Consider the following 18252-nt stretch of genomic DNA (forward strand, 5'->3'; position numbering starts at 1 on the left):
TAATAATACTGAGTATTTGGCCGAAGACTGTCTAGATTGACCTTACCCGTATTATAGTTTTCAGCGGTCGTTTCGGTATAAGGCGAATAGCGGGGATTAGCGAAGGTTATCGCCTCAGTACTTACTTGCACTCGTACCTTTGCCGACTGGTACGTTTTAAAGGATACTACGGCACTCTGAGGAGTAACCGCTCCAACTAGTACGTAGGCCACTTCGTCATCGGACAGATTCGGAGTATAAAAAATCCAGTAGAGTGCGCTAATAATTATAGCAATAGCCAATCCAATGGCCAGAGTAATCTTACGCTTAGATTTCATAACGGACGATTTACTATACCCAACCGCCAAACACCTGAGCTGATTCGACGGTTTATGTATCAACCATCAAAACTACATCAATGAACGTCTCTATCCAATTTCTCGGAGCGGCCCAGTCGGTGACCGGTTCCAAGCACTTACTGCATTTTGATGATTTTCAGGTACTGATGGACTGCGGTCTGTTTCAAGGGCTAAAGAAACTGCGGCAGCGCAACTGGGATCCGTTTCCAATGAATGTGTCGGAGGTAGAGGCATTGGTAATTTCTCACTCTCATATTGATCACATTGGCTATTTACCGAGATTGGTAAAGGAAGGCTACGATGGACCAATCTACTGCACTACGGCTACCGCCGAACTGGCTCGTATTATGTTGCTTGATTCGGCTAAACTACAGGAAGAGGAAGCTAATTGGGCCCGAAAGAAAGGATACTCTAAGCACAAACCACCGAAGCCGCTGTATACTACCGAAGACGCTGAAAATACATTTCGGCTATTTGAACCCCATGAGTTTGATGAAGATATTTATTTGCGTGACGACATTCGGCTGAAGTTCCATAATGCCGGTCATATTTTGGGGGCTGGCTGGGTAGAACTGAATGTACGTGGGAAGTCACAAAGTAAAACTATTATCTTTTCGGGCGATTTAGGTCGCTACAACCAACCGGTGATGCGCGATCCGGTATCTATGACCCAAACGGATGTTTTGTTGGTGGAGTCTACCTATGGCGACCGGGAGAATCTATCGGAAGATCCTACCGAAGAATTTGCGGAAGTAGTGAACGAAGCGATGGACCGGGGTGGCTGTCTATTAATTCCCGCCTTTGCCGTAGGACGCACCCAAACGGTGATGTACTACCTAAAAACGTTAATGGAAGCGGGTAAAATACCGAAGGTGCCCGTTTATCTGGATAGTCCCATGGCAATTAATGTAACTAAGCTTTACAAGCGTTTCTTCACCTTTCACAAGCTACGTGATCAAGATTTACAGTACCACGAAGCAATATTCGACTACGAGTTTTTCAACTACTACCGCAGTGTAGCTGCTTCTCAGAGCATAAATGAAATTCAGAAGAACGCCATTATTGTTTCCTCCAGTGGTATGTGTACGGGTGGGCGGATACTGCATCATCTGGTTCGCCGTTTAGACCGCCCCGATGATACTATTTTATTTGTTGGCTACCAAGCTAAAGGAACCCGGGGGCGAAGAATTCTTGACCAGGAAGAAACCATTCGTATTTTTGGGCAGAACGTGCCACTTAAAATGCAGGTACGCCGCATCGATGGCCTATCGGCTCACGCTGACCAGAGCGAACTACTGCATTGGGTCAACACGCTGAAGGAGCACCCCAAACGAACCTTCCTAGTACACGGTGAAGTAGAGAGTGCCAAAGTAATGCAAGAAAGCTTAGAAGCTAATGGTTGGTCTAATGTTCATATTCCTGATTATCAGGAACAGCATACGTTGTTTACAGGAATCTAGCTTGAATTGATTTTCTTGCGAATAGTGCCCATAGGTTGTTGAGGTTAAATCTGATAGAGGGCAACTACTGGCAAAGCGATAATTGGTGCAAATAATACTTCGGTTCGCTGCTTACAACATTACCTATAGGCTGAAGTAATTAATACTAGTATTACCATGCCGGTTTAGGTTAAAAGTAAGTATGCACAACAGATGTTACCTTCATTAGCTATCCAAATCACAATTTTACCATTTCTCGGTAAAGTTTTATTACTCGATGCAAAAGAGAAAGTTGAAAAAACTTTCTTGCTAATACACTTTGCAGAAATATTAAAGAAGTTTATTAGCTTGAAAATTTAGCGTATTCATCTGATAAACAGTTATTTGTCTTTCACAGTGAATTACTTCAAACTACAAAAATGTAAACGCACCAATACCAGACAGGTTGAGAATGAAATTATTAGAATTATGCTATTAAATACAATTTCTTATTCTGTGTTTTATTTAAAAGAAAATATTAAAAATTATATAGATAAATTAGGTATAGCGTAGATTATACGCAAATCATACAGGCTTGCCTAAAGCAGACGTTCTTGGTCGATTAGCGGAGAAGAGAGTAGCATCTTTGAGGAAAATACAATAAATCATTAACTCACTAGATAAATTCTCTAAACCACAAATAGATGAAGACCGCCCAAAAAACTTCCACAACCACTAAGTCTAACGGTAGCAAATCTAACACTGAGTTAGACCAGTTGAAAAAGGAACAAGCTAAGTTAGAGGCTGACCTGAAGAAAATGACCGAGACATTGGAAAAAGGTCAGGCCGTGCAACAGGAGCTAGAGCAAGCCCAGAAACGAAGCGAAGAAATACTGGAACAAGCAGTAGATTCTGTAGTCACTATCAACTCCGATAAGATCGTAACCTTCTATAATAAGGCAGCTGAGCGTATGTTTGGTTATAGCCGGGAAGAGGTGTTAGGCCAAAACGTAAAGATGATTGTACCTATGGAACACCGGGGCAACCACGACCAGTACGTAGAAGCCAATATGACCACTGGTAAAAATAAAGTGGTTGGGCAAGGGCGCGATTTGGAGATGGTTCGTAAGGATGGCAGTAAGTTTTGGGGTAACCTATCACTCAGTAAAGTAAAAGTGGGTGACGCTTTACAGTATACTGCTTTCATTAAAGACATTACCCAAGGAAAGGTTGCGAAAGAAAAGGCCGAGCAAATACAACGAGCGGTAGACACTGGGTGGGCTTATATAGAGTTTGAACCAGATGGCACCATCATCTCGGCTAATGATAACTTTCTTCGGGCCGTTGGTTACTCAAGCGCTAGCGAGGTTGAGGGCAAGCACCACCGAATCTTCTGCAACCCTGAATATACCAAGACATCCGAATATGAGAATTTTTGGACGGATCTGGCTCAAGGAAATATTCAAGCGGGAGAGTTTGAACGGATGAGCAAAGATGGAAAACGGGTTTGGCTAAGTGCTTCGTACACGCCCGTAAGAGACGATACTGGGCAGATAGTGAAAATAATTAAAATTGCTACTGATATCACCAAAGTCAAAGAACCCGTACTTCAGGTTCGGGATTTAATATCTAGTATGGCTCAAGGCGATCTCACCCAGATCTTTGAGACAACGGCCGAAGGATACGTGCAGGAGATGGGAGACGCGTTAAATGTAGCAATGGAAAACTTGAACAGCCTGCTGGGTAGTATTGGCAGAAACGCCGACCGGGTGGGTGATTCAGCTAACAATTTACTAGAAAGAAGTAAAAATATCCGAGACAACACCAGCGAGGTAGCTTCCGCTATTTCTCAGATGTCTAAGGGAGCACAAGATCAGGCCCAGAGAACCGATGAATCATCAAAATTGGTAGATCAGGTACTATCTAGTGCCAACGATATGGAGCAAAAAGCAGATAGTATTTACCAAACAGCCGACCAGGGGCAGCAAAGCTGCGAAAATGGTTTACTAATTGTAAAGAACCTGGTAGAAAATATGGACGGTATCCGTTCATCAGCGAATGTAACGACCGAATCAATCAGTGTGCTGACGGAGCGAGCCGAAGAAATCGGACGTACGCTCAATGTAATCTCCGATATTGCCTCCCAAACGAATTTACTGGCCCTCAACGCTGCCATAGAGGCTGCCCGAGCCGGAGATGCCGGCCGAGGCTTTGCGGTAGTAGCCGAAGAAATCCGAAAGCTAGCCGAAGACTCCCGGCGGTCGGCAGTAGATATTGAAAAGATCATTAGCGACGTGCAGAAAGATACTCAGTCGGCTAGCAAAGCTATAGAAACAATGCAAGTAAGCGTGGAAGACGGGAGCAGTGCCACCAAAGAAGCTTCCACTATTTTCTCGGAAATCTCGGAGGCTAGCACCAATACCCTTAGCTACGCCAAAGAGATTCAGGAAGCCACTTCCGGTCAGAAGGCTTTCATTGATGATGTTGCGAAGAATATTGAGCAAATTGTGGTAGTAGCCGAAGAAACCGCAGCGGGCACCGAAGAAGTGGCCACCTCATCGCAAGACTTGAACAACAGTGTGGGTGAGATCACCGAGGCTAGCAATCAGCTTTCTAACGTGGCTGAAGAACTGCAAAAAGGAGTAGGCCAGTTCAAACTTCGTCAATTATAAATCATAATCGGGAACAACACTATGGAAGCTACGGAATTAGAACCCAAACAAGCGGAAGAAACCGTTGATAGCAGTGCCCGCCAGCAACTTATTGTTTTTAAGTTGGGCGAAGAAGAGTACGGTATTACCATTGATCAGATCAAAGAAGTGGTCTTTACGCCTAATATCACTCCCATGCCTCAGGTGCCACCCTACATTAAGGGGGTAGCCAATATCCGGGGTAACATTTTAGCTATTGTTGACCTAAGAGAAAAGTTTGGACTACTAGCACAGGAATCGGATACCGACGGAACTTCTTCTAACTATACTTTAGTGGTTGCCAGCCCAAAACTGAACGTAGGCATCTTAGTAAAAGAGGTGCCCAATACACTTACAGTATCTACCAGTGATATTGAAGATGCCACTAGTATTGTGCAAAGTAGCCAGGAGGGGCGGAACTATATCAAGGGAATTGTGAAGGTAGACCAGAAACTGGTAATCCTGATTGATGTATTTACGGTCATGCAGGAGAATGAAATGAGCCAAGTACTAAGTAAGGAGATAGTAACCAATGAATAATGACTATGGCCATTGCGCTAGTGACTACCGAGATATACAAAGCATTAGTCATGATCCATCGCTAATCATTCATTAAATTTAATATAATGGCAAAGAAAGTACTTATTGTAGATGATTCATTGTACATGAGAACCCTCATAAAAAACTCAGTTGTCGAGGGAGGATTCGAAGTGGTAGGCGAAGCTGCCAATGGCGAAGAAGCTATTGATCTGGCTCTGGAACTACAACCTGATATTATCACGCTAGACAATATTCTTCCCGACATGATCGGTACAGATATTCTCAAGGTGTATCACGAAGAAGAGCTGCCCTCGCAGGTAGTGATGATTAGCGCGGTAGGACAGGAGTCGGTCATAGAAGAAGGGAAGAGCTTGGGAGCGAAGGAGTACATTGTTAAACCTTTCACTTCGGAAAAATTGCTCGAGGTACTGAACAAACTTTAATTCGCCCGGTGTATGCCTCTCAAGACAACTACGTTGCTGATTGAGGACTCAGGATTTATGCGAATTATCTTAAGTGATCTCTTAAAAAGCGACCCCGCTATTGAACTACTGGGAACCGCTTCTAACGGTACTAAGGGTTTAAAGAAGATCCAACAGCTTCAGCCTGATGTGATTATTACCGATATGGTAATGCCAGAGAGCGACGGGCTGGCCGTAGTAAAGAAGATAATGCAGAGTAATCCTAAGCCCGTAATCTTACTGAGCTCATTAGAAAAAGAAGATCCTAAAGTGTTTGAAGCTCTCTCAGCGGGTGCTTTCGACTTTCTTAATAAAGAGGAGGTAACCAAGCTAGCCAAACAGCAACAGTTTCCTCTCAATGAGATGGTGAAAGTAGCGGCCGAAGTGTCGTTGGGTAAGCTTGCCCGAATGCAGGGCAAAAAAAATACATACGACCATAGTTTTGATGAACAGCTACGCTATGAGGCAATTGCTATCGGAGCTTCCACCGGTGGGCCAATGGCCGTTGAGCAGTTACTAAGCGGGCTACCCGCTAATCTCAACATTCCAGTGATTATCGCCCAGCATATGCCCGAACAGTTTTTGCGATCTTTCGCCAAACGCCTGAACCAAACAATTCCGCTGAGAGTAAAGCTAGCTGAACGGAATGAAGAGTTGGTTGGAGGAACAGTTTACGTACTTCCCGGCCACAAAAATAGCCATGTAGTTCGAGATATTAGTACCAATCAGCCTGTTTTTAACCATACTCAGAAAGAGTATAAAGAGTTTAATTTTCCTTCAATAGATGGGTTATTTACGTCAATGGCTAAGGTGTACGGAAAGAAACTAATTGGTATTGTGCTCACTGGTATGGGAAAAGATGGTACTAAAGGGCTTCAAGCAATTCAGCAGCAGCAAGGGTTCACTATCGCTCAAGATGAAAAGTCTTCGGTGGTGTTTGGAATGCCCAAAAGTGCTATTGATAGTAAAGTGATTAATCAGGTGTTAACGCTAAAGGAAATTCCGGGTTTTGTGGTGAGCTGTTTGGCATAAACGATAATAAACTAGTAGGAATGAGTAAGGAGAACGAATATAGAGAATTGTTTTTAGCAGAGGCTCTCGAAAATCACGAAGAGCTCAATCGACTGATTACTCAGCTAGAAAAGAAACCGGACGACCAATTGGCAATCAATGCCATTTTCCGGATTACGCATACCCTGAAGGGAAATGCCGCGGGAATGGGTTTTGAGAAGATTGCCGAACTGGGCCATACTCTAGAGACACTATTTGGCGAAGTACGAGAGCAACGCCTAGAGCTCAATTCCGATATGTTTACGGCCCTCTTTAAGGCCATCGATACCTTAGGCGCACTTATCCGGTCATTGACTGATGGCTCAAAAGTGGCCTACAAAGGTATTAAAACCAAGTTAGAAGTAATCTGCAAGCAAGCTAGTACTCCGTCTGAAGAAAAGGTGGAGAAAAAATTAGAAGAACCAGCTAAGTCAGTAAAACCAGCTTCATCATCCACCAAAAAAATCCGGAAACCTCGTAAAAAAAGTCCAGCCAAAAGTAAAAAAGACACACCAGCTACCAGTAAACCAGCGGAAGAAGCTTCGGCCCCCCAAGAAGAGGTAACAGCAACCGCGCCTGAACCAACTGAGGCGGTAGCGGAAAAGACTAGTGCAGAAACAGTTACTAACAAAACAGCACCAGAACCTCAAGAACAATCGCCGGAGAATAAAATTGTATTCTCGGATTTGGTGCAGGTGCCAGTTCGCAAACTTGATAATTTACTTAACCTAGTAGGCGAATTGATTATTGAGCGCGACCGGATTATTGCTTCTCATGCCGAACTGACGGGAGCCAACGAGTATTCTCGCCTAAACCGCATATCTTCTGATTTACAGTACTCCGTAATGGATGTGCGACTGGTGCAGGTGGGGTTTTTATTCAATAAATTTCATCGGGTAGTACGCGATGCATCCGCTTCGGAGAAGAAAGAAGTTGCTCTCCAGCTAGAGGGAACCGATACTGAGATTGACCGGAACATCCTGCAAATTATTAGTGATTCGCTGATCCACCTAGTTCGTAACTGTATTGCTCACGGTATTGAACACCCCGAGGCTCGGAAGCAGCTCGGAAAAGACCCTCAGGGCACAGTCACGCTGAAAGCCAGCAATGAAAATGATGGAGTCGTAATAGAAATTATTGATGATGGCAGCGGGGTCAATATTGATAAGGTACGACAGCGAGGAATCCAACGAGGCCTGATTTTAGCAGAGCAAGCTGCAACCATGCCAGACGAAGAAATAACAATGCTAATCTTTGAGCCGGGCTTTTCTACTAATGAGCAAATTAATGCTATTTCGGGAAGAGGAGTAGGCATGGATGTAGTGAAGAAAGCACTAGACTCAGTAAGCGGTAAAGTAGTGGTGCATAGCGCAGCGGGAGAAGGAACTCGCATCAGACTGTCTTTACCTTCGTCAATGGCGGTAAAAGGCACTTTACTATTTGAAGCCAATCAGACGGAATACGCTATTCCGCTTCCTTACACCGAGGCCGTAGTCTCACTCTATCGGTCGGAGGTGCATAAAGTAGGACGGGGGCTGGCGTTTACCTACCAAGGTAAAACAGTATCGCTAGTGTTTTTAAAAGATATACTGTCTTTGCCCCAAGACGCATCAGTACCTCAACCTGAAGATCTTCGCAAAAGCTGGGAGCAGCTTCACGATGAATCTCAACTGGAGGTTATTGTAGTGTCAGGTGGTAGCCATACCGTAGGACTAGTCGTTGATAAGCTCCTGCAACGGAAGGAAATTGTGGAAAAACCGCTCAATCAGCCGGTAGATCAAGTACAGTTTATTAGTGGAGTCACCATTCTAGGAAATGGTAATGTTTGTTTGGTCTTACACGTACCAGCTATTATAAGTTTTATTTTTCAAACCGCCCATCGTCAATCGGGGGCTTTATCTTGAACAGAATATGTCAATACTTACTTTACCCGAAAAACAGTTGGCCCAGGAGATTATTGAAGCGGGCTACGTACGTGCCGCCGACTCATTTTCCAGCATTGCTCAGCAACGGGTGGCAATAGAAACATCCGGTATAACGATATCAACATTTACTGAGGAAGATTTCTCAGTGAAAGAAACGGGAAGCCTTACATTAATAACCACTGAAATTATTGGAGACATACAGGGTAAAAGCTTTCTTCTGCTCACCGAATCAGAGTGTACGGCAATGTTTAGTACCTGTTTGCCACCCGGTGAGCCCTCCGAGGAAAGGCAGCTTATGGAAGAAGCCATTCTCAAGGAGCTAGACAACATAGTTTCAGCAGCAGTAATTACAGAGGCATCTAACATACTGCAAGTAAGCATCTACGGAGATGTACCCCAACTGGTAGAGGGCACCGCTGAAGAGGTACAACTTACGGTACTCGCTGATTTTACGAATTCGGCTGGTAGTGACATCTGCCTGTTTGCTAATACGCGTTTCTCATTTGAGCAAAATACCACCCTTCAACCTCGTTTCTTTTGGAAGTTTCACCAAAATTTTGTGGACTGTATAAAGAATCAGGCCAATGCATTAGAGCAGCATCGTCAGCTTCCTAACTCTTAGAAGTTATCACCATGAAGTTTTTAGTATCCACTCAGAAGTTTAAGTACATAGTGTTACTAACCGTTGCTATCTGGTTAGTAATTATCTGTACTCTGTTGCTAGATATTCCGTATAAAAACTTCTGGATTGGGACAAGCAGTGGCGTATTGGTCACGTACCTATTATTGATCTTTTATCGATCACTTCGGCAGCATAGCCAGTTACAACAGTCTTTAACCCAGTTAGCCAATGGTAAACCACCGCTGAGTAGTGCTGACCATCAAGTTGCGGGGCAAAAAATGATTGATAGGGTGTACGACAAGCTGGAAGAAGCCACTGTATTTATTAACGCGCTGGAAAAAGAAGAAAACACGACTGAACTGGTGCACCTTACCTCAGATGAATATCTCGGGCAGGCTCTGGTAAACGCCCGTACAACTTTCACTACTTATCGCCATCAGGAGCAACAACGCCGTTGGGTTGCGGAAGGGCTAGCTCACTTTTCGGAGATACTACGAGAACACACTGAAGATCTATCGGAACTTAGCTATCAGGTAATCCAGAATTTAGTAAAGTACCTAAAGGCAAATCAGGGAGGACTGTTCATTCTTAATGAAGAAGAGGAAGTTGAGGAGTCATTTTTAGAGCTACAAGCCTGCTACGCATACCAAAAGAAAAGATATGTCGAGAAGAAGGTAAAATTAGGGCAGGGACTGATTGGGCAGTGCGCTTTAGAGCGAAAGCCCATTATTCTTACGAAGGTGCCGTCAGACTACCTAGCCATTACTTCTGGGTTGGGCGAGGCAACTCCCCAGGCGATAGCCATTTACCCACTGTTATTTCAAGAAAAGTTAAAGGGCGTAATTGAGATAGCCTCCTTTAAACCTTTTGATGAGCACCAACTAACCTTTTTAAGCAAAGTAAGTGAGAGTATGGCATCTACTCTGGCCATTGTTCAAGGAGGTTTTCATGCCCGACAGATGTTGGCAAGCTCTCAAAAGCTTGCTGAAGAACTGCGCACCCGAGAGGAGAAAATGAGTGGATACTTAGAAGAACTTCATTTAGCTCAGCAAAAAATGGAGATGAAACAGGCAGAGTTAAAAGGGGTTTTTAAAGCAATGGATGCCTCATTATTAGTAGGGTATTTTCACTTAGACGGTCGCCTAATAACCGCCAATCAGAATTTTGCTAAGTTACTTGCATTTCCTCTTGAAAAGATAAAAGGCATGAGAGGAGTTTTAGCCGAGGCCGAGCGGGGAACCTCAAAAATATGGGAAGAGCTAGCTTTGGGAGAAAGTTTATCCGGTGATTTTTTATTAAAAACTGCTGATCAAGAAGAGAAGTGGATCAATGCTTCGCTCTCAGCGGTTCTTTCGTCTGAGGGGGAGATAGAAAAATTCTTACTGTTAGGAACCGATATTACTGAGAAAAAACTCGTATTAGAAAAGTTGTCCTTAGTAGCCGACAATACTGATAACTCAGTGATTATTACCAATAAATACGGGCAAATTGAGTATGTGAACGATGGGTTTGTCAACCTAACCGGCTATCAGGCTGAAGAGGTTATGTGGCTACGACCCGGTGAAGTACTGCAAGGGCCTAACACTGATCCTAAAACAATAAAGCGGATCGGTCAATTTCTTAAAAGGGGTGTTGCCTTTTACGAGGAAATTCTGAACTATACGAAAAGTGGAAAAAGCTACTGGATATCGCTTATGATTAACCCGGTGAAAAATGAAGCGGGCGAAGTAGAGCGGTTTATCTCTATTCAGGCAGATGTAACCAAAATTAAAGAAGCTACTCTAGATTATACCTACAAACTGGAAGCCATCAGTAAATCTAATGCGGTAGTTGAATTTAATAATCAAGGAAAAATACTGAAAGCCAATGATATGTTCTTGGAAGTGAGCGGGTTCACTAAAAAGGATATGATGGGCCAGTCGTATGAATTCCTGATACCAGAAGAAGAGAAAGGAAAGCCTCAAACCCAAATTATGTGGGACAATCTAAAAGAAGGTACCTTCTTTTCCGGCGAATTTAGACTTAAGGGACAAGATGGACAGGAATTATGGCTGAATGGTACATATAATCCAATATTTGATCTGGAAGGAAAACTGCACCGGATTATTATGTTCGCTCAATTCACAACATATGAGAAAGAAAAACAGCAGGAGCTAGATAGTAAGGTAAAAGCATTTAACAGTGTGATATCAACTTTAGAAATGGATAACCACGGTAGCCTGAAAAAAGCCAATCAGTGCTTCTTGGAGGTTTTTGGCTACAAGCGTCGCGCCATTGCTCAAAAGCACCTAAAAGATTTATTAGCTCCCCAGTGTCCGCTGCCCGCCTTAAATGATATTCAAGAACACCCTACTCACAATCTTATATTACTAACCAACGATGGGGAAGAAAAGCATTTACGGGGTACATTTACCGGAATAGACGATCTGACTGGCGAAAAGACCAAAATAATGCTAGTACTGTTAGAACCTACAACTAACTTAAAGTAAGTGCTTTATGCCTGCTACTCAAATTACTGATGAAGAGTTAAAATCACTGACTAGTGCTATATTACGCCGCTACGGAATTGATTTCACCTGCTACGAGCCTACGTCCCTTAAGCGAAGGGTGGACCGTTGCATTAGCGTGCTTAAGCTAGAAACGGTACATAACCTCTGGGTGAAGCTGCTAAAGGATCAGTTGTTTGTGCACCGTTTCATGGACGAGGTATCGGTAGGCCTTACGGCTATGTTTCGGGACCCAATACTGTGGAGAGCACTAAAAGCGGATATCCTCCCTAAGCTAGCTGCTAATAACAAAATCAGTATATGGCACGCCGGATGCTCATCGGGCGAAGAGGTGTATACCATGGGAATTGTACTTCAGGAAAGTGGATGCCAGTCTAAAAGTAAAGCAATAGCTACTGATATTAGCGACGCTGCCATTGCTGAGGCCCAACAGGGGAAATACCATCATATGAAGCTCGCTGACTACGGGAAAAATTATCGGGAATATAATTCACTAGCATCATTTGAGAAGTACTACCAACGAGGCGGTGGTGATGGAATGATGGATAGCCAGTTAATTCAGCACGTAGATTTTCGTCATCACAATCTGATCAGTGAACTGCCCCCGGGCCAGTTCGATATTATTTTTTGCCGCAATGTGATGATCTATTTCGATAATCAAGCAAAACTTAACTTGCTGGAGCGTTTTCATCAGCATCTTAACGAGGGAGGCTATCTGATTATTGGCTTCTACGATGCGCTAGTTCCCCTAATTGACAAAAGCAAGTTTCACTTCCTTAACTTAGATGCTAAAATTTTCCAGAAGATAGGATAACAATTTAAGGGGAATACCGAATTGCTCGATGACTAGATTGCTGAGGTTATTATTAATTTTCACCGTTCACCGTTCACCGTTCACCGTTCACCTTTCACCGTTCCACGGCGGCCTTTCATATTTTTACTCCTATTCTTTTTTGGGAGGATTGATCATAATGTGAGCTCGGTGCGTACCGGGGTCCATAATCCAGGGCATGCCGGGAGCTTCGGGGCTAAGCGGTAAGCCAGTGCTGGCAGCAGTAGCGTAGGGAATATAGACTACGTAACGAAAATCGGGTTCGGTTACTTCACCGGTTTCGGCATTGTAGCGATCTTCCGGAGCACTAAGTACGTATAGCGTAGTTGGGTCTTCGGGCATAGTGAGACTGCCGGATTTTACTTCGGTTTCTCGCATATCGAATATCTCTTGGGTAGATTTTCCTTCTTTTTTCAGGTCGCGCCCTCGTTGCATAAACGGTTCCAGATCGCGGTGGTAGCACGAGGCGCTGAACCCTTTTCGGTTGGGGTCATCGGCGATACAAACCATATCGTTGCTGCCCTCGCGTAAGGTTACCAGTTCGCCCGCTTCGTTGAAGCCGTAAACCATTGCCTCTCCCCGCAGTTCTTCCGGGGCAGCTAGTATTGCATTCTTGATCTGTAATTCAGCATCAGGAACGGATTCTTGTCCCACACAGGATAAAGCGATACTGATAAAGAGAAAAATCGGTAGGTACGTTTTCATAGTGCTCAATTGTTGGATTGTTGAATGGTTCAATTGCTAAATTGTTTTCCGGTCGATTGGATTGCCGACCAACCAGAATGAAAATTATTGAAGTTATCACTAATTTTCAATTTTCCCGTTTTTTCCGGCCTCCGGTTTCCAATATTCTTTCATAACTGACTCTGTAATTGTTGGTACGTTGGTTCTAGGTTTAAAGTATCGGCGTATTGCTGCTGAAGTGCCTGTAAATCTTGAAATAAACTGGCTACTTGATCAGCGTACGCGGGGTCATCAGCTAAGTTCGTTGTTTCGTGCGGATCTTGTTGAAGATCATACAAAAGTACTTGATTAATGTCGGGGTACACAATTAGTTTCATCCCATCCTTACGAATCATGCGCTGGTAATTGATATAAGCACCATAAATGGCCTCGTAGGCTCCGGTGTCAGTTCTACCCTGAGCCAAATTCAGCAAGCTGGTAAACTCCACGTAGTTGGGCTTGGAAATATTGGCTAGCTCTAAGCTGGTAGCCATAACATCTTGCAAGTAGACATCGGCATCTATTCGCTGGTTCGCCGGTATTTTGGGGCCTACTAGCATCAGGGGAACTCGTACGCTATGATCGTACATATTTTGTTTGCCCAGCAAGCCATGCCGCCCAACCGATAATCCGTGATCTGCCGAGAAGAAGACGTAGGTGTCCTCCATTTTTCCGCTGGCTTCCAGTGCATCTAAGATTTTGCCAACTTGCTCATCTAGGTGCGTGATGATCGCGTAGTACTCCTGTGTGTGTATTCTGGTAGCGTATTCGGTACGCGGAAACGGAGCCAGGGCCTCATCGCGAAGTTTGGCTCCCAGACCAATATCTTCATCGTAGGGGTAGCGAGGCATCCAGCTTTCGGGTAACGAAATGCTATCTAATGGGTAGCGGTCTACGTATTCTTTAGGAGCTTGCCGAGGATCGTGCGGGGCATTAAATGCCAAGTACATAAAAAACGGCTCGGGTTTAGCAGTAGCACTATCCAGAAAATCCAGCGCATCGTCCCGCAGTACTTCGCTCCAGTGTTGCCCGCCTTCCCAGAAGCCTCCCATCGCCGTATCGTAGGGCGACCAGGAGGTATCTTGCTCATTTTTAGGCCGGTTGTAGCCTAATGGCATCGTCTCAGGACGATCAAACGAACCTTGGCTACGAAAATCGCCTGGCATTCCGGGGCGTACGTGGCGTACTGCTTGGAACACTGAATCAGGGTTAGCGGCCACGTGCCATTTGCCGGTTAGGTAAGTGTTGTATCCCTGTTGTTCCATCAGGTTGCCCCAAGTTTGCGCCAATGCCAGTGAGTCGTTCTGCTGCCACTGATCTTTAAACTGATTAGCGCGCCAGAGTGATCGTCCTGAGATCATCATACTGCGAGAGGCAATACATACCGCCCCGTTCCAGCCGCCCATATTGTAGGTATGAGTAAAGGTGGTGCCGTCACGAACCAGCCTATCCAGATTTGGAGTTGCTATCTCCGTATTGCCCAGCGCGTGAATGGCAGTGTACGTCATATCATCGGCAAACAGAAAAACGATATTGGGCAGCGATGGTTGGTCCGGTTCTTCATCAGTTGGGGAACAGCCAAATTGTATTAATACGGAAGACAGGGCAAAGAGCACCAGAAAGAAATGATTCACCATAGAAACCGGAAGTTGATAGTAGCGTACGGCAAAATATCAATTAGCTTCCTGATAGTCAAATAGCTCTTTCGTCTTGATTGCTTCGGATACTTTCGGCGGCACCATTTCTTCCCAACCGGACTGCCCCGAACGGATCATAGCTAGTACATCATCGCTGTAGATAGAAAGATTAGCTTTGCTGGTAGGCTGTACATCTACAATCTGCTCCTTTTCGCACAGGTACTGATAAAGCTTAACCAAGTGATGGGGAAGTTCCAAATCATCGACGCACATCAACTCTTGGGTCTCGGTGTGGCACGCGGGGTACACATACAGCCGGATATTGCGCTTAAATAGCGTTCCGAAGGCTTCCAGAATGCCCCCGCTCAGATCGTGGTAGTAATCTTCTTCAAAAAGCTGCTGCAAACTTTTGATTCCGAGCACGATAGCGATCTTACCCCGGGTAACTTTAGAAATATAATTGGCTAGCGAATAGTAGCGCTGATAGTCCGAGATCATTACTTTCTGATCTAAAGAACTTAGAATATCCACCCGGTGTAGAAAGTCTGTATCGTCAATTTTAGCATCATCGGTGAGGCTGTTCAGGGTCAGTTCAGAAATACGAATTAAGTTTTCGTCTTCAATGGGTTCAGCCTCCTGAAATGCCTGTAAACCGGCGTGTAGCATATCCATATTCACATGCGTAACCGGCCGAAAGCGACCCCGCAAGATCATCACATTCTTTTTGTATAGGGCTTCTTGAGGTTGCAGCACGTTACCGTCGGCATCAAACATAGTGGCCCGGCTCAATCCGTGCTTCACCAACTTAAGCGCCATCAGCCGATTATCCACCGAAGTAAAGTCGGGACCAGTTAGCCGGAAAAAATCAATCTCTATGCGGTCGCTAGTCAAGTTGTCTACCAACGAAAGCATCATTTCCTGTGGATCTGATAGTTTGGTACAAGCATAGATTAGATTTACTCCCAGCACTCCCAGTGCTTGCTGCTGTAAGCTGGCTTCGTTATCGTACAGCAGTACGTGGATCACACACTCGTTCATGCCCCCCTGCGGCTCGCACTGAAACCGTATGCCCAACCAGCCGTGGCCCTGATTGGTTTTATGGTAGTTGAGTGTCTCTACCGTATTGGCAAAAGCGAAAAATTTAGTAGTTGAAGCAACTTCCGAAAGCCGAACTCGAACCAGCCGCATCTCGTGCCGCAGCATTCCAGCTAAGCGTTCTTCGCTCACGTAGCGTTTGGTTTTCCCGTAGATTTCATCGCTGAACTTCATGTCGTAGGCCGACATGGTTTTAGCAATGGTTCCGGAAGCACTACCTACTTTAAAAAAATTGGAAGCGGTTTCCTGTCCGGCACCAATCTCTGCTAGAGTTCCATAAATGCTACGGTCTAGGTTGAGCGTCAGTGCTTTTTCTTTGGTTGATGGAGTACGTTCGTTTTTCATAGTTGCTTTCTTCTAGTGATAACATTACTCATCGGGTAGGGGTTACCTTGTATATCGTATTGGTAGTCTTATTGTTTTTTACTAATGCGAATGCGATAACCCCTCTCTGCTTGTTAATTTGAACCTAACTTTATGAAAACCTTATTCATCATCCTAGCGATTCTCGGTATTTTAATTGTCGCAGTAGTAATTGTGGCTGACCCGGTGGCGGAAAATATTGTTAACCAACGGCTAAGTAAAGCTAAAGGAGTTCGGGGTACGGTGCGCGACGTAAACGTTAACTTGTGGAAGGCGACCGTACATATGATTGATACAAAAATTTATCGGCGCAATGATCAGGGTGATAAACCTATGTTCTCGGCGGATACTATTCTTGTGGATTTGCAGTGGAAGCATCTATTGCAAAAAACGTTGGTAGGAGATGTTTACCTAAGCAATGCTGAGTACAACTACGAAATGAGCCAGGCCGGTCAATCAAAAAAATCTCAATCGTACTACCAATCTCGCCTTCCCCGATTACTAGCTTCTACAGCCGATTCGTCTAGTTCAAACAATTCCGGTAAGATTCCCCCATTCACGGTCGTTAGTTTGCGAATTGTGCAGGGAAAAGTGCACTTTCTGGATAGTTCCACTGATCCACCTCTTACGGCTTCTCTAACTGATCTTACCATTAGTGGAAAAAACATTTCCAATCAGCCGCAAAGCTCGCAACAATTTCCGGCTTCGTTGCAAGTGGAAGGAAAGACTACTGGAGACGGTGAACTTACCTTAGATACCGAAATGGATTTGCTGCCAGACCGCCCGGCCTTTGTCTCCGACCTAACCATCAAAAGTATTAATTTGCCAGACTTGAATGACTTTTTTGAGGCGTATACCGGGATTAGCATGAACGAAGGACAACTAGATGTTGCCTCAGAGCTTGAAGTGAGTAACGGTGTAATTGACGGTTATATTCGCCCCGATTTAAAGAATATTAAAGTAGTGGAATTTGGGGCCGGTTCTAACTCCGACGAAGGGTTCTTTGGCAAAAGCTGGGAGCTGATAGCCGGTATGGGGCTGCAAATTCTACAGACCGATGGAGATCAATCACTGGGGCGCATCCCGATTCAACGGAAATACACAGAGAAAGAGAAGAACCAGCAGAAGTCGGTGTTTGACTCAGTTGGCGAAGCTATTTCGGAAGCGTTTCAGGAAGAAATCGATAAGCAGCAAGCTCCTACATCAAACGAGGTTTCGGCAAGTAGTGCACAATGAGTGCTACTGGGCCGGAAGCACTTCAGGTTCAATCCAGTTTTCATCTTCCCGGATGAGTTCAATAAGTTCATCTACGGCTTGTTCGGAAGGAACATTGCGCTTCACCACTTCCTGTCCCCGGTAGAGCGTGATCTTTCCTTTGCCGGAACCCACGTAGCCATAGTCAGCATCGGCCATTTCGCCCGGTCCATTGACGATGCAGCCCATAATCCCGATTTTTACCCCCTTCAGATGATCGGTGCGCTGACGAATCATGGCTGTGGTTTCCTGAAGATCAAACAGAGTGCGACCACAAGAGGGGCAGGAGATGTACTCCGTTTTAGACATACGCGTGCGCGCTGCCTGCAGAATGCCGAAAGAAATGCCGTTGTTGCGTTTTATCAGAACAAGCTGCTCGGCTCGGTCACCTGGCAGTGCAGTGCTCAACATAATACCATCGCCGAAGCCATCAATCAGTAATCCGCCTACGTCAGTCGCGGCATACAGCGGAAGTTGCTCATCGTTCGCTTCGGTATATTTTCTCAGTACAATCACTGGGTTTTGCACGTGGGCTTCCAACAGATTGAAGAAGAACTTACGCTGCTCGGGCATGGCGTGTTGGTTCTCAGTATCTAGCAGTAGTACCAGCGTAGGATCATTCTTAAGCGTTTGGATAAATGCATCGCTCCAGTCTGACAAGCGAGTGTGCAAAAAATTTAATTGCTGATGGCGCGTTTTGTTTCTTTGGTATTCCCCTAACGATAGAAATAAGGGATATTTATTGTGCTGATCATCCTGCTGCTGCCATACTGCATAGTGCTGAATTTCTTTAAGTC

Annotated in this window: 15 protein-coding genes; 10 read left to right on the forward strand and 5 right to left on the reverse strand. The window is 44.8% G+C overall.

Annotation, left to right across the window (positions count from 1 at the left end; genetic code table 11):
- The coding region (locus WBA23_RS09160; RefSeq protein WP_424581974.1) for a hypothetical protein at positions 1 to 317 on the reverse strand (317 nt) is incomplete at its 3' end.
- 80 nt (positions 318 to 397) lie between these two features.
- Between WBA23_RS09160 and WBA23_RS09165 the strand changes: the two genes are divergently transcribed.
- From WBA23_RS09165 to WBA23_RS09205, 9 genes are all read left to right on the forward strand, one after another.
- Positions 398 to 1798 (forward strand): MBL fold metallo-hydrolase RNA specificity domain-containing protein, encoded by a 1401-nt coding sequence (locus WBA23_RS09165; RefSeq protein ID WP_424581975.1) that lies wholly within the window; start codon positions 398 to 400, stop codon positions 1796 to 1798.
- 662 nt (positions 1799 to 2460) lie between these two features.
- Complete coding sequence (locus tag WBA23_RS09170) at positions 2461 to 4428, forward strand: PAS domain S-box protein (protein WP_424581976.1); 1968 nt, start codon at positions 2461 to 2463, stop codon at positions 4426 to 4428.
- 21 nt (positions 4429 to 4449) lie between these two features.
- Entirely contained in the window at positions 4450 to 4986 is a 537-nt protein-coding gene (locus WBA23_RS09175) for a chemotaxis protein CheW (protein ID WP_424581977.1), read from the forward strand.
- Positions 4987 to 5072: 86 nt separating this feature from the next.
- The gene (locus WBA23_RS09180; RefSeq protein WP_424581978.1) at positions 5073 to 5429 is read left to right on the forward strand and encodes a response regulator; all 357 of its coding nucleotides are present in this window, start codon (positions 5073 to 5075) and stop codon (positions 5427 to 5429) included.
- A 12-nt stretch (positions 5430 to 5441) separates the two neighbouring features.
- On the forward strand, positions 5442 to 6479 hold the full coding sequence (cheB, locus tag WBA23_RS09185; protein WP_424581979.1) for a chemotaxis-specific protein-glutamate methyltransferase CheB: 1038 nt from the start codon (positions 5442 to 5444) through the stop codon (positions 6477 to 6479).
- 20 nt (positions 6480 to 6499) lie between these two features.
- The gene (locus WBA23_RS09190) at positions 6500 to 8401 is read left to right on the forward strand and encodes a chemotaxis protein CheW (protein WP_424581980.1); all 1902 of its coding nucleotides are present in this window, start codon (positions 6500 to 6502) and stop codon (positions 8399 to 8401) included.
- A gap of 7 nt (positions 8402 to 8408) precedes the next feature.
- Entirely contained in the window at positions 8409 to 9044 is a 636-nt protein-coding gene (locus WBA23_RS09195) for a chemotaxis protein CheC (protein ID WP_424581981.1), read from the forward strand.
- A gap of 11 nt (positions 9045 to 9055) precedes the next feature.
- Positions 9056 to 11533, forward strand: a complete 2478-nt coding sequence (locus WBA23_RS09200) for a PAS domain-containing protein (protein WP_424581982.1) — start codon at positions 9056 to 9058, stop codon at positions 11531 to 11533.
- A gap of 7 nt (positions 11534 to 11540) precedes the next feature.
- Entirely contained in the window at positions 11541 to 12365 is an 825-nt protein-coding gene (locus WBA23_RS09205; protein WP_424581983.1) for a CheR family methyltransferase, read from the forward strand.
- A 129-nt stretch (positions 12366 to 12494) separates the two neighbouring features.
- Here WBA23_RS09205 and WBA23_RS09210 read toward each other — a convergent pair whose 3' ends face one another.
- The 3 genes from WBA23_RS09210 to WBA23_RS09220 form a co-directional block, all read right to left on the reverse strand.
- Positions 12495 to 13088, reverse strand: a complete 594-nt coding sequence (locus tag WBA23_RS09210; protein WP_424581984.1) for a hypothetical protein — start codon at positions 13086 to 13088, stop codon at positions 12495 to 12497.
- 149 nt (positions 13089 to 13237) lie between these two features.
- Positions 13238 to 14743: a sulfatase-like hydrolase/transferase gene (locus WBA23_RS09215; protein WP_424581985.1), complete on the reverse strand. Its 1506-nt coding sequence runs from the start codon at positions 14741 to 14743 to the stop codon at positions 13238 to 13240.
- Positions 14744 to 14779: 36 nt separating this feature from the next.
- Positions 14780 to 16183, reverse strand: coding sequence for a TonB-dependent receptor (locus tag WBA23_RS09220; protein WP_424581986.1), 1404 nt, complete (start codon positions 16181 to 16183; stop codon positions 14780 to 14782).
- Positions 16184 to 16315: 132 nt separating this feature from the next.
- Here WBA23_RS09220 and WBA23_RS09225 point away from each other — a divergent pair, with 132 nt between their 5' ends.
- A complete protein-coding gene (locus WBA23_RS09225) occupies positions 16316 to 17437 on the forward strand; it encodes a DUF748 domain-containing protein (protein ID WP_424581987.1) in 1122 nt (373 codons plus the stop codon).
- Between the two features lie 3 nt (positions 17438 to 17440).
- Here WBA23_RS09225 and WBA23_RS09230 read toward each other — a convergent pair.
- Positions 17441 to 18252 (reverse strand): flavodoxin-dependent (E)-4-hydroxy-3-methylbut-2-enyl-diphosphate synthase (locus tag WBA23_RS09230; protein WP_424581988.1); only part of this gene is annotated, 812 nt, incomplete at its 5' end.

The organism is Tunicatimonas sp., assembly GCF_049647865.1.
Classification (GTDB): domain Bacteria; phylum Bacteroidota; class Bacteroidia; order Cytophagales; family Cyclobacteriaceae; genus Tunicatimonas.

Excerpts from the sequence above, each read along its gene's own strand:
- WBA23_RS09165 (WP_424581975.1), top strand. The coding sequence starts at position 398 with ATGAACGTCTCTATCCAATTTCTCGGAGCGGCCCAGTCGGTGACCGGT.
- WBA23_RS09170 (WP_424581976.1), top strand. The coding sequence starts at position 2,461 with ATGAAGACCGCCCAAAAAACTTCCACAACCACTAAGTCTAACGGTAGC.
- WBA23_RS09175 (WP_424581977.1), top strand. The coding sequence starts at position 4,450 with ATGGAAGCTACGGAATTAGAACCCAAACAAGCGGAAGAAACCGTTGAT.
- WBA23_RS09180 (WP_424581978.1), top strand. The coding sequence starts at position 5,073 with ATGGCAAAGAAAGTACTTATTGTAGATGATTCATTGTACATGAGAACC.
- cheB (WP_424581979.1), top strand. The coding sequence starts at position 5,442 with ATGCCTCTCAAGACAACTACGTTGCTGATTGAGGACTCAGGATTTATG.
- WBA23_RS09190 (WP_424581980.1), top strand. The coding sequence starts at position 6,500 with ATGAGTAAGGAGAACGAATATAGAGAATTGTTTTTAGCAGAGGCTCTC.
- WBA23_RS09195 (WP_424581981.1), top strand. The coding sequence starts at position 8,409 with ATGTCAATACTTACTTTACCCGAAAAACAGTTGGCCCAGGAGATTATT.
- WBA23_RS09200 (WP_424581982.1), top strand. The coding sequence starts at position 9,056 with ATGAAGTTTTTAGTATCCACTCAGAAGTTTAAGTACATAGTGTTACTA.
- WBA23_RS09205 (WP_424581983.1), top strand. The coding sequence starts at position 11,541 with ATGCCTGCTACTCAAATTACTGATGAAGAGTTAAAATCACTGACTAGT.
- WBA23_RS09210 (WP_424581984.1), bottom strand. The coding sequence starts at position 13,088 with ATGAAAACGTACCTACCGATTTTTCTCTTTATCAGTATCGCTTTATCC.
- WBA23_RS09215 (WP_424581985.1), bottom strand. The coding sequence starts at position 14,743 with ATGGTGAATCATTTCTTTCTGGTGCTCTTTGCCCTGTCTTCCGTATTA.
- WBA23_RS09220 (WP_424581986.1), bottom strand. The coding sequence starts at position 16,183 with ATGAAAAACGAACGTACTCCATCAACCAAAGAAAAAGCACTGACGCTC.
- WBA23_RS09225 (WP_424581987.1), top strand. The coding sequence starts at position 16,316 with ATGAAAACCTTATTCATCATCCTAGCGATTCTCGGTATTTTAATTGTC.